At 44.7% G+C, this 26,482-nt stretch carries 26 protein-coding genes and 1 other annotated feature; of the genes, 8 read left to right on the top strand and 18 right to left on the bottom strand.

The genetic code is table 11. The features are described from left to right. Positions 1–4 precede the first annotated feature (4 nt). The 5 genes from tpx to sppA all read right to left on the bottom strand — a co-directional run bounded on the left by tpx (position 5) and on the right by sppA (position 3,357). Positions 5–508, bottom strand: coding sequence for a thiol peroxidase (gene tpx / locus G4P54_RS15070; protein WP_024714598.1), 504 nt, complete (start codon positions 506–508; stop codon positions 5–7). A gap of 110 nt (positions 509–618) precedes the next feature. Beyond that, positions 619–1,074 carry a GerW family sporulation protein gene (ytfJ, locus tag G4P54_RS15075; protein ID WP_003223504.1) on the bottom strand — a complete coding sequence of 152 codons (456 nt, stop codon included), beginning with the start codon at positions 1,072–1,074 and terminating at the stop codon, positions 619–621. Between the two features lie 13 nt (positions 1,075–1,087). Continuing rightward, a complete protein-coding gene (locus G4P54_RS15080; protein ID WP_167873096.1) occupies positions 1,088–1,768 on the bottom strand; it encodes a DUF2953 domain-containing protein in 681 nt (226 codons plus the stop codon). 74 nt (positions 1,769–1,842) lie between these two features. Then, positions 1,843–2,337, bottom strand: coding sequence for an RDD family protein (locus G4P54_RS15085; RefSeq protein ID WP_024714600.1), 495 nt, complete (start codon positions 2,335–2,337; stop codon positions 1,843–1,845). A gap of 12 nt (positions 2,338–2,349) precedes the next feature. Further along, entirely contained in the window at positions 2,350–3,357 is a 1,008-nt protein-coding gene (gene sppA, locus G4P54_RS15090; RefSeq protein ID WP_167873097.1) for a signal peptide peptidase SppA, read from the bottom strand. A gap of 186 nt (positions 3,358–3,543) precedes the next feature. Here sppA and G4P54_RS15095 point away from each other — a divergent pair, with 186 nt between their 5' ends. Then, the gene (locus G4P54_RS15095; RefSeq protein ID WP_024714602.1) at positions 3,544–4,347 is read left to right on the top strand and encodes an NAD kinase; all 804 of its coding nucleotides are present in this window, start codon (positions 3,544–3,546) and stop codon (positions 4,345–4,347) included. 35 nt (positions 4,348–4,382) lie between these two features. Here the strand turns inward: G4P54_RS15095 and G4P54_RS15100 are convergent, their stop codons facing one another. The 5 genes from G4P54_RS15100 to G4P54_RS15120 form a co-directional block, all read right to left on the bottom strand. Then, positions 4,383–5,969, bottom strand: a complete 1,587-nt coding sequence (locus G4P54_RS15100; protein ID WP_167873098.1) for an amidohydrolase — start codon at positions 5,967–5,969, stop codon at positions 4,383–4,385. Positions 5,970–5,988: 19 nt separating this feature from the next. Then, positions 5,989–7,578 carry an acyl-CoA synthetase MbcS gene (gene mbcS / locus G4P54_RS15105; protein ID WP_167873099.1) on the bottom strand — a complete coding sequence of 530 codons (1,590 nt, stop codon included), beginning with the start codon at positions 7,576–7,578 and terminating at the stop codon, positions 5,989–5,991. Positions 7,579–7,758: 180 nt separating this feature from the next. Continuing rightward, positions 7,759–7,968 (bottom strand): alpha type acid-soluble spore protein SspA, encoded by a 210-nt coding sequence (gene sspA / locus G4P54_RS15110; RefSeq protein WP_014114778.1) that lies wholly within the window; start codon positions 7,966–7,968, stop codon positions 7,759–7,761. Between the two features lie 92 nt (positions 7,969–8,060). Continuing rightward, positions 8,061–9,266 carry a tRNA uracil 4-sulfurtransferase ThiI gene (thiI, locus tag G4P54_RS15115; RefSeq protein WP_167873100.1) on the bottom strand — a complete coding sequence of 402 codons (1,206 nt, stop codon included), beginning with the start codon at positions 9,264–9,266 and terminating at the stop codon, positions 8,061–8,063. A 3-nt stretch (positions 9,267–9,269) separates the two neighbouring features. After that, positions 9,270–10,415: a cysteine desulfurase family protein gene (locus G4P54_RS15120; RefSeq protein ID WP_167873101.1), complete on the bottom strand. Its 1,146-nt coding sequence runs from the start codon at positions 10,413–10,415 to the stop codon at positions 9,270–9,272. A gap of 192 nt (positions 10,416–10,607) precedes the next feature. On the opposite strand from G4P54_RS15120, the gene brnQ reads away from it, so the two are divergent. Next, complete coding sequence (brnQ, locus tag G4P54_RS15125) at positions 10,608–11,945, top strand: branched-chain amino acid transport system II carrier protein (RefSeq protein WP_167873102.1); 1,338 nt, start codon at positions 10,608–10,610, stop codon at positions 11,943–11,945. A gap of 92 nt (positions 11,946–12,037) precedes the next feature. Here the strand turns inward: brnQ and ezrA are convergent, their stop codons facing one another. Then, complete coding sequence (gene ezrA, locus G4P54_RS15130; protein WP_167873103.1) at positions 12,038–13,726, bottom strand: septation ring formation regulator EzrA; 1,689 nt, start codon at positions 13,724–13,726, stop codon at positions 12,038–12,040. A 196-nt stretch (positions 13,727–13,922) separates the two neighbouring features. On the opposite strand from ezrA, the gene hisJ reads away from it, so the two are divergent. Next, positions 13,923–14,729 carry a histidinol-phosphatase HisJ gene (gene hisJ, locus G4P54_RS15135; RefSeq protein ID WP_167873104.1) on the top strand — a complete coding sequence of 269 codons (807 nt, stop codon included), beginning with the start codon at positions 13,923–13,925 and terminating at the stop codon, positions 14,727–14,729. On the opposite strand, the gene refZ is transcribed toward hisJ, so the two are convergent. Then, positions 14,726–15,349, bottom strand: a complete 624-nt coding sequence (gene refZ / locus G4P54_RS15140) for a transcriptional regulator RefZ (protein ID WP_024714610.1) — start codon at positions 15,347–15,349, stop codon at positions 14,726–14,728. The two genes, hisJ and refZ, sit on opposite strands and share 4 nt — an antisense overlap. A gap of 127 nt (positions 15,350–15,476) precedes the next feature. Here refZ and G4P54_RS15145 point away from each other — a divergent pair, with 127 nt between their 5' ends. Continuing rightward, positions 15,477–15,968 (top strand): GAF domain-containing protein, encoded by a 492-nt coding sequence (locus G4P54_RS15145; RefSeq protein WP_024714611.1) that lies wholly within the window; start codon positions 15,477–15,479, stop codon positions 15,966–15,968. 39 nt (positions 15,969–16,007) lie between these two features. Here the strand turns inward: G4P54_RS15145 and G4P54_RS15150 are convergent, their stop codons facing one another. After that, positions 16,008–17,747 carry a diguanylate cyclase domain-containing protein gene (locus G4P54_RS15150; RefSeq protein ID WP_167873105.1) on the bottom strand — a complete coding sequence of 580 codons (1,740 nt, stop codon included), beginning with the start codon at positions 17,745–17,747 and terminating at the stop codon, positions 16,008–16,010. Positions 17,748–18,041: 294 nt separating this feature from the next. Here G4P54_RS15150 and rpsD point away from each other — a divergent pair, with 294 nt between their 5' ends. Further along, on the top strand, positions 18,042–18,644 hold the full coding sequence (rpsD, locus tag G4P54_RS15160; protein ID WP_024714613.1) for a 30S ribosomal protein S4: 603 nt from the start codon (positions 18,042–18,044) through the stop codon (positions 18,642–18,644). A gap of 21 nt (positions 18,645–18,665) precedes the next feature. On the opposite strand, the gene sr7p is transcribed toward rpsD, so the two are convergent. The 3 genes from sr7p to acsA all read right to left on the bottom strand — a co-directional run bounded on the left by sr7p (position 18,666) and on the right by acsA (position 22,256). Next, complete coding sequence (gene sr7p / locus G4P54_RS21500; RefSeq protein WP_277348550.1) at positions 18,666–18,794, bottom strand: small protein SR7P; 129 nt, start codon at positions 18,792–18,794, stop codon at positions 18,666–18,668. 133 nt (positions 18,795–18,927) lie between these two features. Next, positions 18,928–20,196, bottom strand: a complete 1,269-nt coding sequence (tyrS, locus tag G4P54_RS15165) for a tyrosine--tRNA ligase (RefSeq protein ID WP_167873106.1) — start codon at positions 20,194–20,196, stop codon at positions 18,928–18,930. A gap of 49 nt (positions 20,197–20,245) precedes the next feature. After that, positions 20,246–20,483, bottom strand: a binding site (T-box leader). 54 nt (positions 20,484–20,537) lie between these two features. Then, positions 20,538–22,256, bottom strand: coding sequence for an acetate--CoA ligase (gene acsA, locus G4P54_RS15170; RefSeq protein WP_167873107.1), 1,719 nt, complete (start codon positions 22,254–22,256; stop codon positions 20,538–20,540). 158 nt (positions 22,257–22,414) lie between these two features. On the opposite strand from acsA, the gene acuA reads away from it, so the two are divergent. From acuA to G4P54_RS15185, 3 genes are read left to right on the top strand one after another with little or no spacing between them, the layout of a single operon-like run. Continuing rightward, complete coding sequence (gene acuA, locus G4P54_RS15175; RefSeq protein WP_167873108.1) at positions 22,415–23,047, top strand: acetoin utilization protein acetyltransferase AcuA; 633 nt, start codon at positions 22,415–22,417, stop codon at positions 23,045–23,047. 26 nt (positions 23,048–23,073) lie between these two features. Next, positions 23,074–23,718, top strand: a complete 645-nt coding sequence (locus G4P54_RS15180) for an acetoin utilization AcuB family protein (RefSeq protein ID WP_167873109.1) — start codon at positions 23,074–23,076, stop codon at positions 23,716–23,718. Continuing rightward, a complete protein-coding gene (locus G4P54_RS15185; protein WP_167873110.1) occupies positions 23,715–24,878 on the top strand; it encodes an acetoin utilization protein AcuC in 1,164 nt (387 codons plus the stop codon). Before G4P54_RS15180 ends, G4P54_RS15185 begins: the two co-directional genes overlap by 4 nt. A 10-nt stretch (positions 24,879–24,888) precedes the next feature. Here G4P54_RS15185 and motS read toward each other — a convergent pair whose 3' ends face one another. Continuing rightward, a complete protein-coding gene (motS, locus tag G4P54_RS15190) occupies positions 24,889–25,617 on the bottom strand; it encodes a flagellar motor protein MotS (protein ID WP_167873111.1) in 729 nt (242 codons plus the stop codon). Continuing rightward, the gene (gene motP, locus G4P54_RS15195; protein ID WP_167873890.1) at positions 25,607–26,425 is read right to left on the bottom strand and encodes a flagellar motor protein MotP; all 819 of its coding nucleotides are present in this window, start codon (positions 26,423–26,425) and stop codon (positions 25,607–25,609) included. The genes motS and motP overlap by 11 nt, the downstream gene beginning before the upstream one ends. Between the last annotated feature and the right edge of the window lie 57 nt (positions 26,426–26,482).

The raw sequence follows: 26,482 nt of genomic DNA on the forward strand, positions 1-26,482 counted from the left end.
CTGCTTACTTCACTAATGCTTTGGCAGCCTCAATTGGCTTTTCATAGTTCGGGTGGTTTGTTGCTTCGCTTACATATTCAGCGTAAACGACTTTTCCGTTCTCATCAAGGACAAATACGGAACGCGCAAGCAGACGAAGTTCTTTAATATACACACCGAACGCTTCGCCAAATGACATATCTTTGTGGTCAGACAGTGTTTCCACTTTGTCAATTCCATTAGCACCGCACCAGCGAGCTTGTGCAAATGGAAGGTCCGCACTGATTGTGTAGACGTTGACGTCTCCAAGCTTTGCAGCTTCTTCGTTAAAACGGCGTGTTTGCGCATCACAAACACCTGTATCAATTGAAGGGATAACAGAAATAATCGTTACCTTTCCTTTCATATCAGCTAACGATTTTTCTTCAAGGCTGTTAGTCAGCACTGTGAAATCAGGAGCTTGATCTCCTACTTTCACTTCTTGTCCGACGAGTGTAACCGGACCGCCTTTAAATGTAATTTCAGCCATTATAATTCCTCCCTTTTGTATGTATGTCTCTATCATAGTAAAGTTTCTTGCAAACTGCAAAGTTTATGCCAAAAAAAAGTTAACTGCGGCCCCGGCGCAGTTAACCTTCTTTAATAATTCATATTGTTCATTTGGTTTTGATTTTGGCCCTGGCCTTGGTTCTTGTTATTTTTCTTAAACATTTGCTGAATGCGTTCTAGTGTTTGAGGGGCTGCGTCTAAAATTTTCTCAATTAAGTGGGTATTTTCATCTAAGTGAAGCATTCTGATACCGGTCGATCCGACAATTAAAAACGCGATCGGCGTAATGGACACACCGCCCCCGCTTCCGCCTCCGAAAGGAAGTTTCTGTTCTCTTGTCTCATCGTCTTCCGATTTCTTTTCGGCCGGCTTTCCGCCAAACTCGCTCCCGCCTGCGGCGAATCCGAAGCCAACTTTAGAAACAGTTAAAATCACGCTTCCATCCGGCGTTTCAACCGGATCTCCGATGATGGTGTTAACATCAATCATTTCTTTCAAGTTTTCCATAGCGGTTTTCATTAACCCTTGGATGGGATGGTCTGCCATATACGCTTCCTCCTTAAACTGATGAATCATTCTTTGAAGTCATTCGAGCCGACGGATGTTTCTTTAATATGGATAGCTCCCGTCCGTATTTGACGAATTTGAAAGCTGCAAGCATAGCATGTCCAAAGCGAAAAAAGAATATACACTGAAAATGGGTCTTGGAAACAGGGACTTGAAACGACGGGATCACTTCATAGACGGGTTTATTCACAAAGTCCAGATGGTCGTACAGCATGGCAGCGATACCGCCTTTCACCCCCCATACAGCACCGGCTAACACACCTGTCACCGCCGCGTCCTGAATTCCGATAACTGTAACCCATTCGAGTTTTGTGATTTGTAAATGCGCGAGAAAAGACGCACTGATTTTCCGTAGTCTGGTGACCTGATGCAAAAGCATTTCGATTTTATGAATGCTTTGCTGCACATCGTTTTGTGTAATTTTTTTCTTTCCGCTGCTTTTTTTCATTTTAGATTCTGTTTTTTGTTTGATATCCACTGTTCCGTCTTCTTTGTTCAGCTTAATCGCCGGGATTGTTTTTTTGATCCGTATGAGGCCAAACAGCGTCGTGATTTTCAAGGTCAGTTTGTCATTATCATCTGCATGAAGATACTCCATCGCGACATGGATCTTCATTCTGAGAAGCAGTACGATCCCTATGAGTATAAGAATGGCTGTCAGCACATATACCATATTCTTCACTTCCTCTAGGAGCATTATCGCCAATACAGAAAAAAATAAACCCGGACAAGGTCCGGGTTTATCGGTTATTTACGGTATAATTTTTCATGCACCACAGTCGTATCCGCGATGTAATCATGAATCCCCTGTTTTGTAGGCGAAAAAGCAACGACAATATATAAAATCCAAATCTTATCGATATACCGCCCGACGACTTCGCGAAAAATCACTGTGCCCCATGTCAGTTTGCGATCCGGCTTCACAGAGACCACTTTCAGGCCGAACACCATTTTTCCAAGCGTCTGCCTGAAGAATTTTGTCATTAGCGCAAAATAGGCAAGATACACAACAAGCGTTGTCACACTGTAGGCCGAGAAGGTAAACATGCCGGATGTTTTCGGCAGATCCAATACGGTAAAGAGGGGAGAAACAAGTAAATGGTTTAATCCCCATACAACGAGCCAATCAAGCAGGAATGCCCAGAAACGAACCCAAAAGCCGGCATAGGCATGTGTCAGCTGCTCCGCTTCTTGCGGGCCTTTGATGTCCTTGCGCTCTAACTCTTCATATGTCACGTCCATTATTGATCCCTCCTACTTCGCATAGAGATACATCATTCTCGGCGAACCGGATTGTGAAAGAATTTCCCTCATATTCAGAAAATCAATTTCACTTTTAAACATTTTGTTCGCGCCCATGGAAAACAGTGAGCCTAATCCGAAGCTTTCCTCATAGGAAATGACAGAGGCATTTTTCAAATCCTTATGATCCTTTTTCATCGCTGAAATGGTATCGTCATAAAAACCAAGCTCATCAACGAGATTCAGTTTTTTCGCCTGACGTCCGTCATACACGCGTCCGTCCGCAATTTTCTTTACCTCTGCTTTCGACATGCCGCGTCCTTCAGAAATGACATCAATAAAGCCTTCATACGAATTATCAACCATGGTTTGCATGATGTTCTTTTCTTCTTTCGTCATCTCACGGGAAGGAGACATAATATCCTTATGGGCCCCGCTCTTAATCGTTTCAAAAGAAATGCCGAGCTTATCAGCAAGCTTTGAATAATTGACGCTTTCCATAATGACGCCTAGTGACCCGGTCAGGGTTTCCGGCGTTGCAAAAATTTTGTCAGCCGCTGTTGAAATGTAATAGCCGCCGGATGCTGCCATCGATCCCATCGATACGTAAATCGGTTTTTTTGTTTCTTTTTTGATTTCTTCCAGCTTCTTATGTATTTCTGCACTTTCATATACTCCGCCGCCCGGAGAATTCACCTTCAGAACGATGCCTTTGACCGTTTTATCCTCTTTTGCACGCTCAAGGTTTTTTAAGAACGTTCTGTGGTTATATCCGTCTGAACCTAGCAGACTGCTCGAATCCCCATTATCCTGAATGGTGCCGCTGACCTCCAATACGGCGATTTTACTTGAGAGACTGCCGTTTTCCAGCGTCTTTTCCTGCGATTCATCCGTCAGTGATGTGAGATCCGTTTGAGCGCCATTGACGCTTTCAAAGAAACTCATTGAAATGCTGACGATGATGGACACGCCGAAAATCCCCAAGGCAATCACTAATGCAATCCATCTTTTTGCATTCATTTTTTTCTCCTCCTTTTTCCAAAACCCTCTCATTATACGATTCAATATGAAAAATGTTTCATTTGATGAGAAAGCTCCGGCTTAACGGGCTGCCGGCAAACATGGTACACTTATGGCCAAAGGTATTTTACCACAAATACTGGATGGCAGAAAAACTTAAATATGACAGCAAAGGGGAAATGGGATATGACCGATCAACGCCGTAATGTTTATTTTTTTCACAAACAGGACCAGAAGACAAACGAACAAGCCAGCTCTTTAATCCAATTGGCTGAAGAGCATGGATTTACAGTTGTCAACCAGTACTCAGACGCCAATATTATTGCAAGCATTGGCGGGGACGGCACATTTTTGCAGGCGGTCAGAAAAACGAATTTCCGTGACGACTGCTTGTACGTCGGCATTACCAAAAAGGGGAAAGCTCATTTATATTGCGACTTTCATAGTGATGAGCGAAAAAAAATGGTCGATGCGATGACGTTTGAACAAATTGAAGTCAGAAAGTATCCGCTGATCGAAGTGACAGTAGATAACACCAGTCCTTTCCACTGCTTAAACGAGGTTTCCATCCGTTCAAGCATTATTAAAACCTTTGTGATGGACGTGCTGATTGACGATCTGCACTTTGAAACGTTCAGAGGAGACGGCTTGATTATCTCAACACCTACAGGCAGCACCGCATATAACAAGTCTGTTGCGGGAGCGGTTGTTGATCCGCTGCTTCCATGCATGCAGGTATCCGAACTTGCATCCCTTAACAATAACACCTACCGGACACTTGGCTCGCCATTTGTCCTCAGTTCTGACCGGAAGCTGACCCTTCGTGTGGTGCAAGACGGAAATGAACATCCAATCATCGGCTTGGACAATGAAGCGCTCAGCACGAGAAACGTCAAAACAATCGAAATCAAACTGTCTGACAGGAAAATCAAAACAGTCAAACTAAAGGACAATTCATTTTGGGAGAAAGTGAAGCGTACTTTTTTATAGAAAATGAAAAGGACAGGCGGGAGCCTGTCCTTTTCTTATGTTTCATATACAATCCGGCCGTTGACCACGGTTTTTTTAATATCCAAAAGATGGAGCTGTTCCGGGTCAATTGTAAACGGATCCTCACTGAGAACCGTAAAATCCGCGTCATAACCTTCCGCAATTTTCCCCCGTGACTTCTCTTTATAAATGATCCCGGCGCTTCCCTCTGTATAGAGCTTAATCGCTTCATACACAGTTAAACATTCGTTTTCATTATAACTCGGTCCGTTCTGCTCATGGCTGCTTTTTCTCAGCACTGCGGACTGGATGCCAAGAAGCGGGTCAACAGGCTCAATCGGAGCGTCTGAGCCGCCTGCACATAAAATACCTTTAGACATGAGCGTTTTCCACGCAAAGGCTGTGTTCATCCGATCTTTTCCGAGACGGTCGATGACCCACGGAAAATCGCTGGCGACAAAATGCGGCTGAAGATCAAGTGCGATCGGCATGCGTGCTGCTTTTTCAATTAATTCGTCATTCAGCACTTGAGCATGAATCAGACGATCATGCCGGCCGTTTTTAGGCGGATGCTTTTCAATTGCATGCAGCACTTTTTCAAAAGCAAGATCGCCGATGACATGAACCGCAACCTCCATGCCTTTTTCTCTCGCTTTTTGAATGAGCCGGCCAAGGGTTTCATCATCATGGACTTGAACGCCGTTAGTAGACGGATCGTCCTGATATGGCGCTTTCAGTAAAGCTGTTCTCCCGCCAAGCGCTCCGTCAGCGAAGATTTTCATCGCGCCGAACTCCACATACGGGCCAGACGGCTTCTCCAGCTGCTCCCATCGCTCGAGGGCTTCATGATGAACGAGCAAATGACAGCGGAACGGATACTTTCCGCTGGCGGCGGCTTTCTCATAAGCTTTCATCGGCACCGAAGCGTCCCCATAATAGGACAAGTCTTCCGAATGTCCGCCTGTCAGGCCTTTTGTCCAGCAGTCCTTTATCGCAGCCGTAAGCGCCTCATCAACATAGTGCTGGGAGACTGGCGGGAGAGCCTTCAAGATCAAATCCTGCGCCTTATCAAACAAAAGCCCGGCTGGCTCGCCATTTGCATCTCTTACGATGACGCCGCCGTCAGGGTCAGGAGTATTTCTTGAAATCCCCGCCGCTTGAAGAGCTGCAGAATTGACGGCTATCGCATGCCGGCATACTCGCTTGAGCAAGACCGGCCTGTTCGGAAATAAGCGATCAAGATCATGCTTATTCAAATAGTCCGGTGTTTCAAACTGATTTTCATTCCAGCCCTCTCCAATGAGCCAATCGCCTTTTGGAAGCTGTCTTTCTCTTTCCATCGCAGCCTGCAAAATCGCTTCTTTAGAAGTTAATGCTGACAGATCGAGCTGAAGCTGTTTTTCGCCGTGGCCGATCAAATGTAAATGGCTGTCGACAAACCCGGGAAACATCACTGCTCCGTTCAAACTGATTTCTTCTGTTTCCGCGGACCCGTACTTTTTCTTCAGGTGTTCATAGCTGCCGGTACCTTTTATGACACCATCCTCAACATAAACTGCCTCTGTCCGATCGCCATCTTCGAGCATCGTATAAATGAAACCGCCGTGCCATATCGCCTTCATTCACGTTCACTCTCTTTCGTTACGCCTTTTTTTTGGCTTTGAGCTGTTCTTCGCGTTTTCTTAATTCCACTCGTCTGATTTTTGCAGAAGCCGTTTTTGGCAGGCTTTCTACAAATTCAATCTCTCTCGGGTATTTGTATGGAGCAGTGATCGTCTTCACATGATTTTGCAGCATTTTGACAAGCTCATCACTGCGTTTTCCATGGTCTTGCAGCACAACGTATGCCTTAACGATTGAGCCTCTGATTTCATCAGGGCTTGCGACAACTGCACATTCTTTTACTTCAGGGTGCTTAACAAGCGCATCCTCCACTTCGAATGGTCCGATTGTATAGCCGGAGCTGATGATGATATCGTCATTTCGGCTTTCAAACCAGAAATATCCGTCTTCATCTTTTTTCGCTCTGTCTCCTGTCAGGAAATAATCGCCGCGAATTTGCTTTTTCATTCTTTCCGGATCTTTGTAATATTCCTTAAAGAGTGCCGGTGTACTCAGGTGAACAGCGATATCGCCAACCTCACCCGTTTTACAGATGTCGCCGTCTTCATTAATGATTTCTACTTGATTTCCCGGCGTCGGTTTTCCCATGCTTCCCGGTCTGATATCCGTATCTTTTAAGACACCTACTAAAAGTGTGCTTTCTGTTTGGCCGTATCCGTCCCGCACCTTAATGCCAAAGTGCTTTTGGAACACATCAATGACTTCACGGTTGAGCGGTTCGCCTGCGGAAACGGCGCTGTGCAGGGCAGAAAGATCATAGCGGTCCAAGCCCTCGACCTTCGCCATTAAGCGGTATTCCGTCGGCGTACAGCAGAAAACATTAATTTTGTATCGGTTTAAAAGCTCTAAATATTTTTCCGCTTTGAATCTGCCGTGGTACACAAAACCTGTTGCTCCGCTGCCGAGTGTCGCTAAAAACGGGCTCCACACCCACTTTTGCCAGCCGGGGGCAGCAGTTGCCCAGACGATATCCTTTTCAGAAATATCAAGCCAAGCACCAGCAGATGTTTGTAAATGAGCATATGCCCAACCGTGTGTATGTACAACACCTTTAGGCTGACCAGTTGTTCCTGATGTATAAGATAAGAAAGCCATATCTTCTCTTGTTGTGTCAGCTGTTTGGAATTGGCTTCCGTCCGCTTCAATCGATAAGAGATTTTTCCAGCCGGCATCGTTTTCGCCAATAGACAGCTTAATCAGTTTGTCAGCCGTACTGACATCACGGAAGGCGCCAATAAATGCAGAATAGGCGATGGCTCCTTTCACTTCCGCATGTTCAATCCGGTATTCAAGATCTTTCGCACGAAGCATTTCGGAACACGGGATGACAACCATTCCTGATTTCAGGATAGCCAAATAAACAGCATAGGCTTCAAGCACCCGCGGAACCATTACAATCAGCTTGTCTCCCTTTTTAAATCCAAGGTCAGCCAAAGCAGCTCCGATTTTATTTGTTTCTTCCATCAGCTTTTCATATGACCAAGATTTTTGGTTACCCGACTCATCCTCCCACAAAAGGGCGGTTTTTTGTCCGACGGCACTGAACTTTTCCATTTCATTTACTAAGTTGTATTGCATAGGTGCAATTAAATCTTCTCGTTTTAACACGAACAACTCCTCACTTTCTCCATCCATTATACATAAATACAGGCTCTTTCCGTAAGGATATGCCTAAAAAAGACCTTCGTAAACATAGATTTTATAGGCCGCTGGTCCTTTTTTATATATGTAAAAAACGAAAAAGAGTGGGGATACCCCCACTCCTAAGCCAATATGTGAAATTGTAAATTAGAATTGTCCTCCGCCCATGTTTTGTTGAGCAAAAGATACAAGACGTTTTGTGATCTCTCCTCCAACAGAACCGTTAGCGCGAGAAGTTGTCTCTGCTCCAAGGTTTACACCGAATTCAGAAGCGATTTCTAATTTCATTTGGTCGATAGCTTGAGCAGCTCCTGGTACTAAAAGGTTGTTGCTGTTACCTGAGTTATTGTTAGCCATGTGTCTCACCTCCTTGTGAGTATAGAATGTGTTAAAACACATGGCTTCATTCAGAAAAACTTTGGTAATTGTATACAAGAGCTGTAGCTGGTTTAAAAGAGTTCCGCGAATTTATCGTTTGCTTCTTGTTCGCTATAAAGCGTCATGGTTTCAATGCTATCAACCGCTTCTTGAATATATGGCTCAAAATCAACAAAGCTTTCAAAGTGTTCGATTTTTTCTTTTTTAGGGCGTGTTTTCGGGCTTGGCGGCGTAAAGATCGTGCAGCAGTCTTCAAACGGCTGAATGCTCGTCTCATACGTGCCGATTTCCCGTGATTTTTCGATGATTTCTGTTTTATCCATGGCGATTAACGGACGCAAAATCGGTGTTGATGTTACCGCATTAATCGCATACATGCTTTCAAGCGTTTGGCTCGCTACCTGGCCGAGGCTTTCTCCTGTAATGATGGCAAGCCCGTTTCTCTTCTCTCTGATTCTGTCGGCAATTTGCAGCATGAGGCGGCGGGTTGCCGTCATTGTGTAGTTCTCAGGAATTTGTTTTTGAATGAGCTCTTGCGTTTTTGTAAACGGAACGATATGAAGCGTCATGCTTCCCCCAAAGCGGGATAGGCATTTGGCCAGATCCATTACCTTTTGCTTTGCGCGTTCGCTTGTGTATGGCGGGCTGAAGAAGTGAACAGCTTCTACCGATAGTCCCCGTTTCATCGCATAAAAACCGGCCACTGGGCTGTCAAAACCGCCGGAAAGCATCAGCATCGCTTTTCCCGCTGAACCAACCGGCAGCCCGCCTGCGCCTTTTTCATCTCGAATCGTCAAAAAAGTCGCTTCTTCCCTGATTTCAATTCTAAGCGGGATGTCAGGGTTGCGGACATCGACCGTCAATCCTTCTGTATGCCGCAAAATATGGCCGCCGATTTCAGCGTTCATTTGATTAGTATCTAATTCAAATTGTTTATACGCTCTCTTCGTCGCAACTTTAAACGTATCACCAGGCTGATACTGATCCTCCATCGCCTGCAGAGCAGTAGCTTTAATCTCATCAAGGCGGCTGTCACACTTAATCGCCAGACTGAAGCTTTGAATGCCAAAAACCTGCTTTAAATGAGGAAAAAGAGCCTCAGGATCATGTCCATTTAATGTAATCGTCATCCGATCCCGATTGGAAAAGTATTTTAAGTTCGGATAGTCTTTCAAAACGAGTCTGACGTTTTGCTTTAAGCGCTCAATAAAGCTTTTTCTGTTTTTGCCTTTAGTCGAAATTTCCCCAAAACGAATTAATATATGATCGTAATTCATGTTCTACCTCATCATTTTCTTTAATTTTTTGATGCCGGGGACAAGCGCGTTCATAAACGGTTCTGCCACTTCGCTTGTCTGGCTGTAATTTAAGCTGATTCTGATACTGCTTCCGGCAATTTGCTCCCCTTTGCCCATCTGTAAGAGAACTTTGCTCGGTTTATGCTCTTTTGCCGAGCAGGCTGATGTCGTTGAGACAAATATATTCTGTTCCTCAAGCATGTGTAACAGCACTTCTGCTTTAATTCCCGGAACAGAGAAATTAATAATGTGCGGCGCAGCATTCGTCTGAGGCGTGTTGACAACGACGCCTTCGGTTTCACTCAGCCTTTTCATAAACAATTCCTTTGCGGCAGCCATTGGGGCAAGCCGCGTTTCAAAATCAGCTGCGGCAAGATTAATGGCTTTGGCAAGCGAAACCGCACCGGCGGTATGCTCTGTTCCTGCCCGGATGCCTTTTTGCTGAGAGCCCCCCGTTATCAGCGGGATAAGGCGAGTTCCTTCTTTTATGATAAGTGCGCCCGTCCCCTTCAGGCCGTGAAATTTATGACCGGAAATCGAACAAAGATCAATGCCGGACTTTTCAATCGCCAAGGGCACTTTATAGATGCCCTGCACATAATCAACGTGAAATAAAATGTTCGGGTGCTCTTTCAGCACTTCCCCTGCCTCTTCAATCGGCTGTACGGAACCGACTTCATTGTTCACGTGCATCATAGTGACAAGCACGGTATCGGGACGGATGGCTTGTTTCAGATCTTCTATTGAAACAAATCCGTCTTCGTTTACTGAAAGATAAGTAACGTCAAACCCGAATAACGCTGTCAGCTGCTCTAAAGATTCCGTAACGGACGGATGTTCAATAGAAGTGGCAATGATGTGTTTGCCTGCTTTTATTTTTGACAAAGCGGCTCCTTTTAAAGCCAAATTATTAGCTTCTGTAGCGCCTGACGTAAATACGATATCATATGTTTTTAGGCCCAAGGACCTTTTGATTTGATTTTTGGCTGCCTGAAGCAGCTGCTCCGTTTCAGCTCCATATCGGTGCAAAGATGAGGGGTTGCCGAAATATCGGCTGCTTGTCTGTTCATACACGTTCAAGACTTCATCATAAGGCTTCGTCGTTGAACTATTATCTAAATATATCATCTTTTTTACTCCTTTATGAAAGCGGTACAAGGTATGATATTTATCATACCATAACAAAATTTAATAGAAAATTACAAAAAGCTAGTATTGACTTCTATTTTTTTTACCATATAATAAGATTTGTTCGTTTCGTCATATTATCTGACAATTAATTGACAGAATATTTTAACATAATATTAGGAGGATTTTTTCATGAAACACTCACTGCCTGTCAAAGATACCATTATTATTGGTTTCATGCTATTTGCGTTATTCTTTGGAGCAGGAAATATGATTTATCCGCCGGAACTTGGACAAGCAGCCGGACACAACGTCTGGAAGGCCATCGGCGGATTTTTACTGACTGGGGTAGGCCTGCCGCTTCTCGGTATTATTGCCATCGCGTTAACCGGAAAGGACGCTAAAGGACTTGCTGATAAAGCACACCCGGTTTTCGGCACCATCTTTACTGTCGTGCTTTATTTATCAATTGGGCCATTATTCGCCATCCCGAGAACAGGAACTGTTTCATATGAAATCGGAGCTGTTCCGTTTTTAACCGGCGTACCAGAAAAACTTTCTTTATTGGTATTCACACTTATCTTTTTTGGCATTACGTACTACTTGGCGTTAAACCCATCCAAAGTGGTGGATCGGGTCGGGAAAATTCTCACTCCAATCAAATTTACTATTATCTTAGTGATTGTGCTTAAAGCTATTTTTACACCGATGGGCGGATTGGGCGCAGTTACAGAAGCATATAAAGGAACACCGGTATTTAAAGGATTTTTAGAAGGCTACAAAACAATGGATGCACTTGCTTCAATCGTATTTGGTGTTGTTGTTGTCAATGCTGTAAAAGGCAAAGGTGTTACACAGTCTAAAGCTCTTGCCGCAGCATGTATTAAAGCGGGCCTGATTGCCGCTTTAGGACTGACATTCATTTATGTGTCCCTTGCATACTTGGGTGCGACAAGCATGAACGCAATCGGCCCTGTTGGCGAAGGAGCTAAAATTTTATCTGCGTCTTCCCATTATTTATTCGGTTCATTAGGCAACATCGTACTCGGTTCAGCCATTACAGTCGCATGTTTAACAACAAGCATCGGCCTTGTCACTTCTTGCGGCCAGTATTTTTCAAAGCTTATCCCGGCATTATCATATAAAACTGTCGTTACCATTGTCACGTTATTCAGCTTGATCATTGCGAATTTCGGACTCACGCAAATTATCGCGTTTTCTGTACCTATTTTATCAGCTATCTATCCGCTTGCCATTGTCATTATTGTTCTTTCATTTATTGATAAGCTCTTTAAAGAAAGACGCGAAGTGTACATCGCATGCTTGATCGGTACAGGATTATTCAGTATTTTAGACGGTTTCAAAGCAGCCGGCTTTTCACTTGGATCTTTAGGTGAGTTTCTAAGTGCGAACCTCCCACTTTACAGCCTCGGCATCGGCTGGGTGCTTCCGGGAGTCGTCGGAGCTGTTATCGGATATGTGCTTACTTTATTCATCGGCCCATCCAAACAGCTTAACGAAATAAATTAATGCCACAGAACGCCTGCGTTATTGCGCAGGCGTTTTATAATGGAAAAAGAGCCCGCTCATTACATGCGGGCTCTTTTCATAGTCGTGATTCATTAAGCGGATAAATCAGCTTTGATTTTTTCAACTGCGCCTGGCGCAGCCTTCTCTACAGCGGACGCTGCAATTTCATAAGAGTCTTCATAATCAAAAGCATAAAAACGTCTTTCCGCTTCTTTCAGCTGTTCAGATAAAATATGATTCTGGCTTCTGAACCGGTTTCCGAACTGAATGATTTTTTCAATGAGAATCACCTGCTCGACAAGTTCCTCTGATTCCCGGCTCGCCCTGTTGACAATATCTTCCGCTTGCTTCAAATGGGCTCCGGCTTCCTCCATATTTAATGGAAGTTCGTTTAGCTGGCTGACTGTTTCTTGAATGTAATGATGCGCGTTTTCCAGCATCTCTTGAATATGGCTCGGAATGCCTGGAATATTGCTTGTCTTCAGCAGTCTTGCTGTCTCAGCAATTGTTTTTTTCAAATTGCTGAGCGTCTCTCTCGCCTGAAGCTCTTCTTTTCGCAGCGCTTGCAGTTTTTCGCGAAATTCGTCATGCTCTTTTTTCACTTCTTCAATGTGCTTCTCTACTGATGCAACTTCTTCTACTAAAAGTGAGTAGGCGACGTGCTCTGCTTCAAGCTTGTCTTTAACGGATGAAAGCAGCTTGCCAATTTCATCAAGGCGTTTTTCAAAAGCCTGCTGTTTGCCGAGCTCGCCAGCTGTCAGCCTGTAGCTTTCCTTTACCAGCTCAGTTTCCGCCTTAGTGTGTTCTTTCTCTTCTTTCAGCTTGTCATAAGCAATGATCAATTCAGGCATTTTGCTCAGCACAGATTGGCCGGCTTCAACTTCGCCCTCCAGCTGCTGATAAACAGCTTGAATATTTTCGTCAATAAGCTGCAGGATTGCGGACGCTTCATCAATATCCAGCTCAGTCATCAAGACATGCTCCGCCCGTTTCAACTGATTTGACAGATTTTCTAATTCCTTATCTAACTGGATATGCTCAAGCTTATACCCCTTCTCCTTCATTTCTCGATAGCCGTCCTTGAGCTTTGCGATCTGGCCGGGCACCGTCTGCTTGCAGTCAGCTAACAGCTTCGGCACATCATTTATGTAGGACTGAAGCCGTTCAAGATTACGATCCTGCTCAAGCAGCACTTGTCGTGCGGTAATATAGTTCCCGCCTTCTGTTTCTTCTTCGTATTGTTTGATTCCGCTCCAAATTTCGTCAAGATCCTTTTCAAGACTGTCATAAAGCTCTCCGTAAAGGTGGCTGTATGCCAGCAGGTTTTTTCGCGATTTTGAATAGCGCTCTCTTACCTGTTCAATTTCCTCACGGCTCTTTTCCTCACTTGTGACGAGGTCGCTGATTTCCCGAAGAATCTTTTCGATGCTCGATTCCGCGGCTGTCAGCAGATCATCAATATGAACGAGCACTTGATTGGCTTTCTTAAACCGGTATTTGTCTGCATTTTCCTCGGCATCATAAAGGAGCTCTTCAACTTTCGGCATGTGAGCTGTGACAATCTCATCCCATTCTTCACGCCATTTCTCAAAGAACTCTTCTGTCTGCCCCGTCATTTTCAAGTGTTTAATTTTGGACATTTCTTCCACAATCGACCGGTTTAGAATTTCAATCTTCCACGATTCCAGCCGGTCGATTTCGGCGTAGATTTTTTTCCTGAAAAAGTAGCCTGCTGCAAACAGCGCAAGCAGTACAATTAATAATCCAATGACAAACTCCATAATGAGCCCCCTTGCTGTTAACCTTAATCTGTCAGGGTGTTTTATTTATTCAGAAAGATTTCAGGATATGTATTGAGAAAAACTGTCGTTTTCATTGTTATTATGATACCATGTAACCAACATTTTTTGACCAGAAATCAAAAACTTTTTGTGCAAAATCGGCAGGATTTGACTATTTTTTCACGGGGTGACGCTAATGCAAAAGCGAGACGGACATATTCACACACCATTTTGCCCTCACGGCTCTAATGACACACTCAGGCAATATGCAGAAGAAGCCTTAAAAAAAGGCTTTGAATCAATCACTTTTACCGAACACGCCCCATTGCCGCCCTCTTTTACTGATCCCACGCCGCTGAAAGACAGCGCAATGGCGCAAGCCTCTTTGGAGAGTTATCTTAATGAAATATCCGGATTAAAAAAAGAATATCACGGTCAGCTTGCCATACGCACGGGGCTTGAGGTCGATTATATTGCTGAATTTGAAGATGAAATCAAATTATTCCTGGACGCATACGGGCCATATTTAGACGACAGCATCCTATCCGTTCATTTTTTGCGCACAGGTTCTTCCTATCTGTGCCTTGATTATGACGAGAATACCTTTAAAGAGCTGATTTCAGCCTGCGGAAGCATTGAAGCTGTGTACGAACAATATTACCGGACTATTTATTCTTCCATTGTAGCATCTCTCGGCAGCTATAAGCCAAAAAGAGTCGGTCACATCACACTCGTCCAAAAATTCATCAAGCTGTTTCCATACAGCATGTCTGAACACATTCGCGGTCTCGTTTCTCAGTGCCTGAATGCCATTGACGAAAACGGAATGGAACTCGATTTCAATACTTCCGGCTTAAGAAAAACGTACGCAGGCGGCATTTATATCGAGAATTGGATGCTGAATGAAGCGAAGCAAAAAAAGATCCCGCTTGTGTTCGGGTCTGATGCCCATCAAGCGGGAGACGTAGGATATGCGTATGATGCGTTTTTGGAGCGGTGCTAATTGATAAGCGCTACGTCCCCTGTCCGGAAGACGCTTCTGATCCAAATTTTGATTTCTTCAAAATACATTTTATAAAAGTACGGCTCGTGCGGCTGCATGTAGAGCACTTCTGAAATATATTGAGGCTGGAGATAGGGCATCATCAAAAGAGATTTTAATTGGAGAATAAAATGAGGCAGCGGCAGCGTCAAATGCTCACGCTGTTTTTCTCCTTCCTCAATGATCAGCTGGAAGATGTACTTTTCCTTCATTAGATATGTCGACATAATTTCCCTGTTTAACGTGGAGTCAATCGTGACTTCCCGGTAGACAAACCGAGTTAATTGACGATGATTATGCTGATAGGATAAAATATCGAAAACCAATTGGAGAAGCTGTTCCTGCGTGCTTTGAGAAGAGATATTGCCTGCCGCTGTTTCTAGCGTATTGCTGTAGCCTTCGTAAAACTCTGAAACTAAGTATTCCATCAAACCTCCTTTGCCTTTAAAATAGTAGGAGATGTGCGCAACATTTACATCAGCTGACTTTGCGATTTCACGGACAGATGTGCCGGAAAATCCTTTTTGGTTAAAGAGCATGACAGCAGATTCAATAATTTTGTCTTTGGCGCTTACTTTCATACGGCTCACTCCTTCCTCTTGATACTATTCAAGCAGAAGGCCGCTGTTCCTGTAAGAACTTATCGACAAATGCCGGCAGAAAAGCCGGACCTTTGTTTTATACTATAGAAAAAAGTGAGGGTTTCCCATGATCCATGTCGAAAAACAATCTGGAGATAAAGAAAAAGACTATCAGCTTCTGCTAAAACAGCTCGAAGCCATGACCGAAGACGAAACAGATCAAATTGCAAACTATGCAAACGCCTCAGCGCTCCTCTATCATTCCTTGCCTGAGGTCAACTGGGCAGGTTTTTATTTTGCCAAAGAAGAGGACGGACAGCTTGTGCTGGGGCCGTTTCAAGGTCTGCCGGCATGTGTGCGGATTCCTTTCGGAAGAGGGGTTTGCGGCACAGCGTATGCAAACGGAAAAGTGGAGCGTGTTGAGGATGTAAACGCGTTTCCGGGACATATCGCCTGCGATGCGGCGTCTCAATCAGAAATTGTGATCCCGATTCATGTTGGCGGAAAAGTTGTCGGGGTTTTGGACATCGACAGCCCGGTGAAAAACCGATTCGACGAAATCGACGAAAAGTATTTATCACAATTTGCCCAAAAGCTTGAAATAGCATTGGCGCAGTAATATAAAAGCCCAAAACCGAAATATCGTTTTGGGCTTTTTTTATTTTATTGAGTCGTGAATCATCAAGCGGTTTTTTCCGCTTCGTTTCGCGCTGTAGAGCGCTTCATCAGCCTCATACACAAGCTCTTTCAGGGACTTTCTTGTTTTTGCCGTCCAGCAGGAAATGCCGCATGAAATGGTTACCTTGGGTTTCGTGTTTTTTCTGACCGCATAAACCAGTCTTTCAGTAATCCGTTTTCCCACCGCAACCGTCACGTTCGGCAAATAAACCGCCAGCTCCTCGCCTCCCCAGCGGGCGCCGACATCATGCTTTCGGATGTTGCTTTTAATCACAGAAGCAACTTGAATTAAAATCTCGTCCCCAGTCTGGTGGCCGTACGTATCATTAACATTCTTAAAATTATCAATATCAACAAGAATAAAGACACCTTTTTGGTGAATTTTCATGCTGTATTGAATTTTCTCATCTAAATATACTCTTGAATACAGTTCTGTCAGCTGATCTGTTTTCACGAGATGTTCAAGGCGGTCGCGGAGCATTGAGTTCGTTACAGCCAGTGTGGCGTGATGAATCAGCGCCTGAAACAGCTTGTACATTTCAAATGTAAAAGCGTACATCTCCTGTTTCAATAAAACCGCAAAGCCCAAAAGCCTGTCATTTTCGATCATGGGAGCAGCCATCAGCGAGCCGTAGCCGGACTCTCCGAAAACAGACTGGCCATTTCCGACGAATACCCCTTTTTCCCCTTCATACAGCTTTTCCTTCAACTCATTATAAAAATCAGCTGGCTTTGTTTCTTTAAAAAACGCTGTGCTGCCGGGGAGCAGTGTTTGGTTTTCAAAATGGTCTATATGAAAAAAGCCCACTTCTTCTGCTTGAAACGATTCTGCCATTCTCACAGCCAGATCATGCATTGTATCAGTCAGTGTCAGCCGCTGATTCAGGCGGCGTGACGTTTCATTGATCAATTCTAAATTTGCGATGCTCGCTTTTGATTGTTCATAGAGCTGAGCGTTTTCAAATGCTTTTCCCGCCGCGTTTGCTAACAGCGACATTTCATTAATGTAGGCGTCAGTAAGAAAGCTGTCACCCGTTCCCTCAGCCTTCAACACCCCGTATGTCCCCTGCTGACCTTTGATCGGAATATAAGCGGCAGATTCATTTTTCCGTACAATATCTCCGGACAAATATACTTTGAGCGCAAAGGAATCGGATTTTTCCCCTTCCATATACAGCTCTTTTGCAGGAACCCCTAAACATTGGTCTTGATCGTGCGATATAAATAAAGAAAACTCAAAAAGAGAAAATGTATTTGTCAGACTTTCTAAAAGCTGCTTCAGCACCTCTGTCTGATCAAGAAGTGAATGAAACAGCTCTGTCATTTTGTATATCTTTTTTTGATAAATCATTTTGTTAACGAGTCTTTCCTGTTTCATCGACCGGTTTAAAAATGAAGCAACCACGTCCGGAAGCTCCCCGGGAATCGCTCCCTCCTGCCTGCATGTAAGATGAAAGCATCTGCCGGAACCGTCCTCAATCATATAAAATGAAGCGTTGATTTTCGAAGCGAAAAAACGCACTTCATCATTTGCCGGTTTTGCCGCAGAGTCAGATGGTGCCGGTGTAAGCGAAACACAAAGGGTTGAAAAATAGGTGTGAATAGCTGAAGCCAGCCATCTGAAAGAGTCGGTAAATGTGACTTTTTCAGATTTGGTCAATAAAAAATCGAGCATATGATAATGAAAGGCGGATAATTGATCTTTAGTTTGTTCTACCATGTTTTTATCACCTAAAAGTTTACCACTAATTTTTGTTTATTATATCATAAACGGCAAAGCAATAATGCAGGAATGGTTGACTTCAAAACAAATAAATTATATAATGACCTTTGTGTGAAATATTGCAGCCTTTTTGTTCAGCTTCTATGTTTTCATTTTGTTCCTTATCCATAAGGTGTATCGTGTAACTCTCTGCTGCTGGAGCGAGGATACATGAAAACAAAATGTACATGGTCGAATAGAGCAGACGGTTTTTATTTTCCACAAAAATAAAACCAAAGGAGGAGTCACATTATGGCTCGCTATACAGGTCCATCTTGGAAACTGTCCCGCCGTCTAGGAATCTCTCTTAGCGGTACAGGAAAAGAATTAGAAAAACGCCCTTACGCTCCAGGTCCACACGGCCCAGGACAACGTAAAAAATTATCAGAATACGGTTTGCAATTGCAAGAAAAGCAAAAGCTTCGTCACATGTACGGTGTAAATGAACGCCAATTCCGCACATTGTTTGACAAAGCTGCAAAAATGACTGGTAAACACGGTGAAAACTTCATGATTCTTTTAGATTCTCGTCTTGATAACGTTGTGTACAAGCTAGGTTTAGCACGTACTCGCCGTCAAGCTCGCCAATTGGTTAACCACGGTCACATTCTTGTAGACGGAAGCCGCGTTGACATCCCGTCTTACCAAGTAAAACCTGGTCAAACAATCGGTGTTCGCGAAAAATCAAGAAACCTTTCTATCATCAAGGAATCTGTTGAAGTAAACAACTTCGTTCCTGAATACCTTACTTTCGACGCTGAAAAGCTTGAAGGTACTTTCACTCGTCTTCCTGAGCGTTCTGAACTTGCTCCGGAAATTAACGAAGCGCTTATCGTTGAGTTCTACTCTCGTTAATCGGTCTAAAAACCCCTGCCGCTATGCGGTCGGGGTTTTTTTATCGTCTGATTCGTCTTCTTCCTCTAACCGGCCAACATTTGTTAGCGCCTGCTGCTCCCAATAATCCCGCTGAAGTCTTTCTTTTGCAATCGTACACATGAGATTCACGGTGAGCGCTCCTTTCTTTTAAAGGGTGGTGATTGCCGTCGTGTTTGCCCTATCTAATATACTCTTTTCCTGTTATTCCTATGCGATAAACCAAAAAAGATCCTTTGCCGCTAAGGGCAAAGGATCTTTTTTCTTATTTATACGTTACAAGGAAGTATTTTTTCTTTCCGCGACGCAGGACAGTAAATTGGCCCTCAATGCGGTCTTCATCCGATAAAATATAATTCACTTCTGTCTGACGTTCGCCGTTAATGTAAACAGCGCCGTTTTGAATATCTTCACGAGCTTGGCGTTTAGATGGAGATAATGTAGATTGTACCAACACATCGACTAGTGATAGCTCTTGGCTGCTGTCAGCTTCCATAGACGGAACATCTTTAAAGCCGACTTTTACGTCTTGGGCGGAAAGTTCTTTAATATTGCCGCTGAACAATGCTTGGGAGATGTTGATAGCTTGCTTCAGTGCGTCATCTCCATGAACGAGCGCTGTCACTTCTTCTGCCAGGCGTTTTTGTGCTTCACGTTTTTCAGGCGCCGTTTCTGTTTTTTCAGCGTACGCTTCAATTTCCTCTTTTGATAGGAATGTGAAGTATTTCAAGTATTTGATAACGTCACGGTCATCTGTGTTGATCCAGAATTGATAGAATTCATATGGCGATGTTTTTTCCTTATCAAGCCAGATCGCGCCGCCTTCCGTTTTTCCGAATTTCGTGCCATCTGCTTTTGTGACAAGCGGAATCGTAAGGCCAAACGCTTTTGCTCCTTCTTCTTCTGATTTTCTGATCAGTTCAAGGCCCGCCGTGATGTTGCCCCACTGATCGCTTCCTCCGATTTGCAGTTTGCAGTTTTGGTCTCTGTAAAGATTTAAGAAATCATACGATTGAAGAATCATGTAGCTGAATTCCGTGTATGAGATGCCGGATTCAATTCTTGAGCTGACCGTGTCTTTTGCCAGCATGTAATTGATGCCGAAATTTTTACCGACGTCACGAAGGAAGTCAATCACATTCATTTTGCCGATCCAGTCAAAGTTGTTCGCGATGACAGCAGGGTTTTCTGCTGCGTCAAAATCTAGAAATCTGGACAGCTGGTTTTTGATTTTTTGGGACCATTCGGATACGATGTCAGCTGTGTTTAATGTACGCTCCGCTTTTTTTCCGCTCGGATCGCCAATGAGGCCCGTCGCACCGCCCACAAGCGCAATGGGATGATGCCCCGCAAGCTGAAAACGGCGGAGTGTTAAAATGGGCAGCAGATGTCCGATATGCAAGCTGTCTGCGGTCGGATCAAAGCCGGAGTACAGGCGGATTTTTTCTTCATTCAGCTGTTTATTCAATCCTTCTTCATCTGTCATTTGCTGAATCAATCCACGGAAGGATAAGTCTTCAAGTAAGTTTGTCATAAGATAAAACTCCTTTTTTATTAAAATAAAAAACGCCCCTTCGTTTACACGAAGGGACGATTGATTATCGCGGTACCACCCTACTAATAAGAGAACACAAAACATTCGTCTTATCACTTTGCCTGATAACGGATCAGGTCCGTTCTTTCACTACTGAAAGCCTCGCCGGCTTTGTTTGCAAAAGCGGTTCATGAGTGTATTCGATATATCCGTCTGTACTGATTTTCACCGGCCATCAGCTCTCTGGGACGTAAGGATATCCTACTTGTCTCAATCTTTACCTTTTCATATGAAGCTATATCATTTTTAACATAAATAAAATCCCATGTCAACGCCGCCTTTTAATCCTCCATCGTTGACAGATCACCAGCCGGCAGATTGAGCTCCCACGCCTTCAGCACGCGTCTCATAATTTTTCCGCTTCGGGTTTTCGGAAGCTTATCTTTAAATTCAATCTCACGCGGAGCGGCATGGGCTGCGAGACCCTGCTTCACAAAGAGGCGGATTTCTTCTTTCAGTTTATCAGACGGCTCAAATCCTTCTCTGAGCGCAATAAAGGCTTTAATGATTTCTCCCCGCACCGGATCAGGCTTTCCGATCACGCCTGCTTCCGCAATGGCTGGATGTTCGACAAGCTTGCTTTCCACTTCAAATGGGCCGACGCGCTCACCGGAGGTCATGATGACGTCATCAACTCTGCCTTGGAACCAGAAATATCCCTCATCATCCATGTAAGCAGAATCGCCAGACACATACCAGCCGCCCGGCATAAAATACGATTCGTACTTTTCAGGATTGTTCCAAATGGTATGCATCATGGAAGGCCAGCCTTTTTTTATGGCAAGGTTGCCCATTCGGTACGGCGGAAGCTCGTTGCCCTGATTGTCAACGATCGCTGCCTTCACACCGGGAATCGGCTTACCCATTGAGCCCGGTTTAATATCCATGCAAGGATAGTTGCAGATAAGCTGACTGCCCGTTTCTGTCATCCACCATGTATCATGGATTCGTTTGTTAAAAACTTTATGCCCCCATCTGATGACTTCCGGATTTAGCGGCTCACCGACACTGAGCACATGCCGTAGCGAGGTGAGATCATATTTCGCAGCCATCTCATCTCCCGCTCCCATCAGCATCCGAAACGCGGTCGGCGCGCTGTACCAGACGGTGACGCCAAGCTTCTCAATCGTTCCATACCAGCTTTCCGGACTGAAACGGCCGCCAACGATGACATTTGTCGCTCCATTCAGCCACGGTGCAAAAATGCCGTATACCGTACCTGTCACCCAGCCCGGATCAGCGGTGCACCAGTAAATGTCTTCTTCCTTTAAATCAAGAACCCACTTTCCTGTTTGATATTGCTGAATCATCGCTTCATGGACATGAAGCACACCCTTTGGCGTTCCAGTGGAACCTGATGTATAGTGAAGCAGATAACCGTCTTTTTTGTCCATCCATTCGATATCCAGCCTTGCGCTCTCCTGTCTTGCTGCTTCCTCATAATTGATAATGTTTGTGCCGCTCTCAGCCTCTCCGCCGACTACAAATATATGCTGTAAGTGAGGCAGCTTGTCAGCCGGGATTCTATCCAGCAGCTCAGGCGTTGTGACAACAACCTTTGCCTCGCTGTTTTCAAGCCGATCCTTCACCGCGCCCTCCATAAACGCTTCGAAAAGCGGGCCGGCGATGGCGCCAATTTTGATGGCGCCAAGCATAATAAAATAAAGCTCGGGGGATCTCGGCATAAAAATAAAAACGCGGTCCCCTTTTTCCACATTTCCATACCGTTTCAGCACATTCCCGGCTCTGTTTGATTCTTCCTTCATTTCTTTAAATGTGTATTTTTCATTCCGGTTTGCGTCTTTATAATAAAGCGCTACTTTGTTTTTTCGAAACGATTCGGCATGGCGGTCAATTGCTTCATACGCCGCATTCAGTTTCCCAGTCTCATGCCAGGAGAAATGTTTCTCTGCCTCGGCCCAATCAAAATGCCGGTACGTTTCTTCGTAATTTTTTAAATGATGATCCCCTTCCACTGCTGGCAACGCTTTCAAATTCATGACCAAACATCCCCCTTTGCTGAAGTTGTCATTTTATTATAGTATATATTCATATTCTTCTCAATTTTTAAAATATAAACCATGTTGAAAACGCTTCATAATTTGTTATTCTTAAAGGGGACATGTATTTTTATAAGAATTGATGGGACGGTGGATCAGTGGAACATCATAAAACATACCATTCAGCAAACATCAAAACAGCAACCGGCTCCTTACTGATAGAAGGGCCTGTCTCTCCAGAAGATTTGGCAGTTTACGAGTTTCATAACGATTTAACCGCATTTCGCCCGCCCCGAGAGCAGCATGAAGCATTGGTTGAGATTGCCGGCCTTCCCGAAGGGCGTATTATCATCGCCAGAGACGGCCGAACCATTATCGGCTATGTGACGTATTTATATCCTGACCCGCTCGAAAGATGGTCTGAAGGAAATATGGAGAATTTGCTTGAGCTCGGGGCCATCGAGGTGGCGCCCGCCTATCGGGGATGTTCTGTCGGAAAGACGCTTCTGACCGTCAGCATGATGGATGAGCAAATGGAAAACTACATCGTAATGACAACGGAATATTACTGGCATTGGGATTTAAAAGGGCTGAAAAAAGATGTGTGGGAATACAGAAAGCTCCTGGAAAAGATGATGAATGCAGGCGGATTGGTTTGGTTTGCGACGGATGAGCCGGAGATCAGCTCCCATCCTGCAAACTGCCTGATGGCACGCATCGGGAAAAACGTCAGCCAAGAATCAATTGAACAATTTGACAGGCTCCGTTTTTATCATCGTTTTATGTATTAACTGACACTGACAAAGGGGAAAAAATAATGATTGTTGAGCAAATCATGAAAAAGGATGTCATGACATTAACGAAGACGGATACGCTTGAAACAGCCATATGCAAACTGAAGGAATTCCATATCAGGCATCTGCCTGTCGTAGATGAAGACCACCATGTGATCGGCATGATTACAGACAGAGACATGAAGCAGGCCAGCCCGAGTATTTTCGAAGAAAGCAAACGAAACCGATTTCTCACAAGAAGTGTGGATTCAATTATGAAAAAAGAGGTCGTCTGCGCCCACCCGCTTGACTTTGTCGAAGAAATATCTGCCGTGTTCTATGAGCACGGTATCGGCTGTCTCCCAGTGGTGCAGCATCAAAAATTAATAGGCATTTTGACGAAAACGGATTTGCTGCGGACATTTGTCAAATTGACAGGCGCTGATCAGCCAGGATCGCAAATCGAAATAAAAGTACACGACATCACAAAAAGCCTTGCGGAGATCAGCAGCCTTTGCCAAGATCTTCAAGTGAAAATATTAAGCGTGCTTGTTTATCCGCATGACGATCCCGGCGTAAAAGTGCTTGTCTTCCGTGTGAAAACGATGAACCCGCTGCCGTTTTTGCAGGCATTACAAAGAAATGGGCACCATGTCGTATGGCCGTCAGAGCAAAGGGATCTGCTATGAGAGACAGTGTGTTCATCTATTCTCCATCGTATCAAACCTATATGTTTCATCAGGAACATCCATTTAATCAGCAGCGGGTTCTGTTAACATATGATTTGCTCAAAACAATCAACGCTCTTGATGATAGAGACATTGTCAGTCCCAGACTCGCGGCAGAGGAGGAGCTCGCCCTTGTCCACACGGATGATTACATTCAGGCGGTCAAGCTTGGGGGCGCCGGAAAGCTTCCCGCTGAGGAAGGTGAAAGCTATGGGCTAGGCACAGAAGATACACCCGTCTTTGCCGGCATGCATGAAGCGGCATCACTCTTAGTCGGCGGCACTTTAACGGCCGCAGACTGGGTAATGTCAGGACAAGCCCTGCATGCGGCCAACCTTGGGGGCGGCCTTCATCACGGCTTTCGGGGGAGAGCTTCAGGGTTTTGCATATATAACGACAGCGCTGTGGCGATCCAATATATCCAGAAAAAATACAGCGCCAGGGTGCTTTATATTGATACAGACGCCCACCACGGGGACGGTGTGCAATTTACGTTTTACGATAACCCCGACGTCTGCACGCTGTCCATACATGAAACAGGAAGGTATTTATTCCCCGGAACCGGTCAAATTCAGGAAAAAGGCAGCGGAAAAGGGTATGGCTATTCCTTTAATATCCCGCTTGACGCTTTTACAGAGGATGATTCTTTTCTTGAGGCCTACCAGGCGGCAGCTTCCGAAGTCGCCGCTTATTTTCAGCCGGATGTCATTATCAGCCAAAACGGCGCCGATGCCCATTACTATGACCCGCTGACGCATTTATCTGCAACAATCAAGATATATGAAGAAATCCCCCGGCTCGCCCACACTTTAGCGCATCAATATTGCGGAGGGAAATGGATCGCAGTCGGAGGCGGCGGATATGATATTTGGCGTGTCGTGCCCCGCGCCTGGGCCAGAATCTGGCTTGAAATGAAGGGAATTGATCCGGGAGACGATATTCCGCCGAAATGGATCGCGAAATGGCAAAAACAATGCCCCGTCACCCTTCCGTCAAGCTGGAGCGATCCAGCCGATTTATATCCTCCGATTCCCCGCAAGCCAGAAATTGCAGAAAAAAATGCCCAAACCGTCTGCAAAGCGTTATATGCGATACGATCGGAGCGGCAAAGAACAAAGTAAAAAACGACCTTCACGAAGAGGTCGTTTTTGATTTTTTGATAACGATTTCCACACGCCGGTTTTCCTTCATGTGTTCGCTTGTCTTGTTATCCTTTACAGGCTTTGTATCCGCATAACCGACAGCAATAAAGCGTTTCGAAGGAAGTTTCTCTTTTGATGTAAAGTATTGAATCACTCCGCTCGCCCGTGCTGCTGACAGCTCCCAGTTAGACGGGTATCGGTATGTCGCAATGTTTCGGCTGTCAGTATGGCCTTCCACTTGAATGTCATTTGGAATGGTTTGAAGAAGAATGGCGATTTGGTGAAGAAGTGTTTCGGCATTTTTCAGCACCTTCGCCTCACCTGAATCAAACAGAACAGCCTCCTGCAGAACGAGCACGACACCGCGTTCATCCCGTTTGGCTGTCATTAGGGCTTTCAAATGGTTGTCTTTTATATATGTATTTACTTTCTTGAGAAGCTGATCCTGCTGATCCTCTTGCTTCTTCGCATCGGCTGAAGATGGAGCCTTTTTTTCTGCGGACGTTTGGTCCGGTTGGAGTCCGCTGCCCTCCTTTTGGATCGATTCGACTGCCGCTTTAAATTTTTGCAGATCGATTTGGGACATAGAAAAAAGTAAAATAAAGAACACAAGAATCAAGGTGATCAAATCTGTAAAGGTGACCATCCAGTTTGATGAAGATTGGCTGTTTTTCCCGCTTCCATTCCTTCTTTCAAAGCGTTCTCTTCTAAGCCTCATGTACAGATCCCTTTTTTGTTTTTGCTTGATTTGGCTGCTTTCTCCATTCTTCCCGTGAGCTGAAAACGACGAGCTGGCTTTCAAGATTGCGCGGGTTTTTTCCGGATTGAATTCCGATAACCCCTTCCACCATTACCTGCTTGATGAAAATTTCACTTTCTGTTTTTTCTTCGAGCTTTGCGGCAATCGGGTTGAACACCATGTTTGCCAGCAATGAACCATATAAGGTCGTCAGAATCGCAACAGCCATATTCGGTCCTAACATATGCGGATCATTTAAGTTTTTAAGCATCAGCACGAGTCCGACGAGCGTTCCGATCATTCCCCACGCCGGAGCGAATTCCCCCGCTTTTTCAAAAACACGCCGCCCTTTGCGGTGCCGCTCTTCCATCGCTGCGATTTCAGAGTCCATGACAAGGCGGATCGTTTCCTCATCCCAGCCGTCAATTGCTAAAAGCAATCCTTTTTTCAAAAATGGATCTTTGATGTCCCGGGCCTGATCATCCAATGATAAAAGCCCGTGTTTTCGGGCGTGATCGGAAAGAGAGACAAAGGTTTTCACAAGATCTTTCACATTGTCTTCCTGGCGGATAAATGCCTGTTTTAACACAGCGGGCGCTTTTTTCAGCTCTCTCGGCGGAAAACTGATAAAAACAGCGGCGCATAGTCCCCCTGTGACGATGAAGAAAGAGGTCAGATCAAGAAATGAGCGGAAACCGCTTAATCCTGATCCCGAGATAATTCCGATAACAATAATAATCGTTCCTAACACAAAACCTGCAGGTGTAAGATAATCAAAACGTTTCATCATTTCTCCCCATGAAAAAAGCAAGAATTCACCTTAAAGGTGAAGCTTGCCCTCTTG

The organism is Bacillus tequilensis (assembly GCF_012225885.1).
In the GTDB taxonomy this organism is placed as follows: Bacteria; Bacillota; Bacilli; order Bacillales; family Bacillaceae; genus Bacillus; species Bacillus tequilensis.

Excerpts from the sequence above, each read along its gene's own strand:
- tpx (WP_024714598.1), bottom strand. The coding sequence starts at position 508 with ATGGCTGAAATTACATTTAAAGGCGGTCCGGTTACACTCGTCGGACAA.
- ytfJ (WP_003223504.1), bottom strand. The coding sequence starts at position 1,074 with ATGGCAGACCATCCCATCCAAGGGTTAATGAAAACCGCTATGGAAAAC.
- G4P54_RS15080 (WP_167873096.1), bottom strand. The coding sequence starts at position 1,768 with ATGGTATATGTGCTGACAGCCATTCTTATACTCATAGGGATCGTACTG.
- G4P54_RS15085 (WP_024714600.1), bottom strand. The coding sequence starts at position 2,337 with ATGGACGTGACATATGAAGAGTTAGAGCGCAAGGACATCAAAGGCCCG.
- sppA (WP_167873097.1), bottom strand. The coding sequence starts at position 3,357 with ATGAATGCAAAAAGATGGATTGCATTAGTGATTGCCTTGGGGATTTTC.
- G4P54_RS15095 (WP_024714602.1), top strand. The coding sequence starts at position 3,544 with ATGACCGATCAACGCCGTAATGTTTATTTTTTTCACAAACAGGACCAG.
- G4P54_RS15100 (WP_167873098.1), bottom strand. The coding sequence starts at position 5,969 with ATGAAGGCGATATGGCACGGCGGTTTCATTTATACGATGCTCGAAGAT.
- sspA (WP_014114778.1), bottom strand. The coding sequence starts at position 7,968 with ATGGCTAACAATAACTCAGGTAACAGCAACAACCTTTTAGTACCAGGA.
- thiI (WP_167873100.1), bottom strand. The coding sequence starts at position 9,266 with ATGAATTACGATCATATATTAATTCGTTTTGGGGAAATTTCGACTAAA.
- G4P54_RS15120 (WP_167873101.1), bottom strand. The coding sequence starts at position 10,415 with ATGATATATTTAGATAATAGTTCAACGACGAAGCCTTATGATGAAGTC.
- brnQ (WP_167873102.1), top strand. The coding sequence starts at position 10,608 with ATGAAACACTCACTGCCTGTCAAAGATACCATTATTATTGGTTTCATG.
- ezrA (WP_167873103.1), bottom strand. The coding sequence starts at position 13,726 with ATGGAGTTTGTCATTGGATTATTAATTGTACTGCTTGCGCTGTTTGCA.
- hisJ (WP_167873104.1), top strand. The coding sequence starts at position 13,923 with ATGCAAAAGCGAGACGGACATATTCACACACCATTTTGCCCTCACGGC.
- refZ (WP_024714610.1), bottom strand. The coding sequence starts at position 15,349 with ATGAAAGTAAGCGCCAAAGACAAAATTATTGAATCTGCTGTCATGCTC.
- G4P54_RS15145 (WP_024714611.1), top strand. The coding sequence starts at position 15,477 with ATGATCCATGTCGAAAAACAATCTGGAGATAAAGAAAAAGACTATCAG.
- G4P54_RS15150 (WP_167873105.1), bottom strand. The coding sequence starts at position 17,747 with ATGGTAGAACAAACTAAAGATCAATTATCCGCCTTTCATTATCATATG.
- rpsD (WP_024714613.1), top strand. The coding sequence starts at position 18,042 with ATGGCTCGCTATACAGGTCCATCTTGGAAACTGTCCCGCCGTCTAGGA.
- tyrS (WP_167873106.1), bottom strand. The coding sequence starts at position 20,196 with ATGACAAACTTACTTGAAGACTTATCCTTCCGTGGATTGATTCAGCAA.
- acsA (WP_167873107.1), bottom strand. The coding sequence starts at position 22,256 with ATGAATTTGAAAGCGTTGCCAGCAGTGGAAGGGGATCATCATTTAAAA.
- G4P54_RS15180 (WP_167873109.1), top strand. The coding sequence starts at position 23,074 with ATGATTGTTGAGCAAATCATGAAAAAGGATGTCATGACATTAACGAAG.
- G4P54_RS15185 (WP_167873110.1), top strand. The coding sequence starts at position 23,715 with ATGAGAGACAGTGTGTTCATCTATTCTCCATCGTATCAAACCTATATG.
- motS (WP_167873111.1), bottom strand. The coding sequence starts at position 25,617 with ATGAGGCTTAGAAGAGAACGCTTTGAAAGAAGGAATGGAAGCGGGAAA.
- motP (WP_167873890.1), bottom strand. The coding sequence starts at position 26,425 with ATGAAACGTTTTGATTATCTTACACCTGCAGGTTTTGTGTTAGGAACG.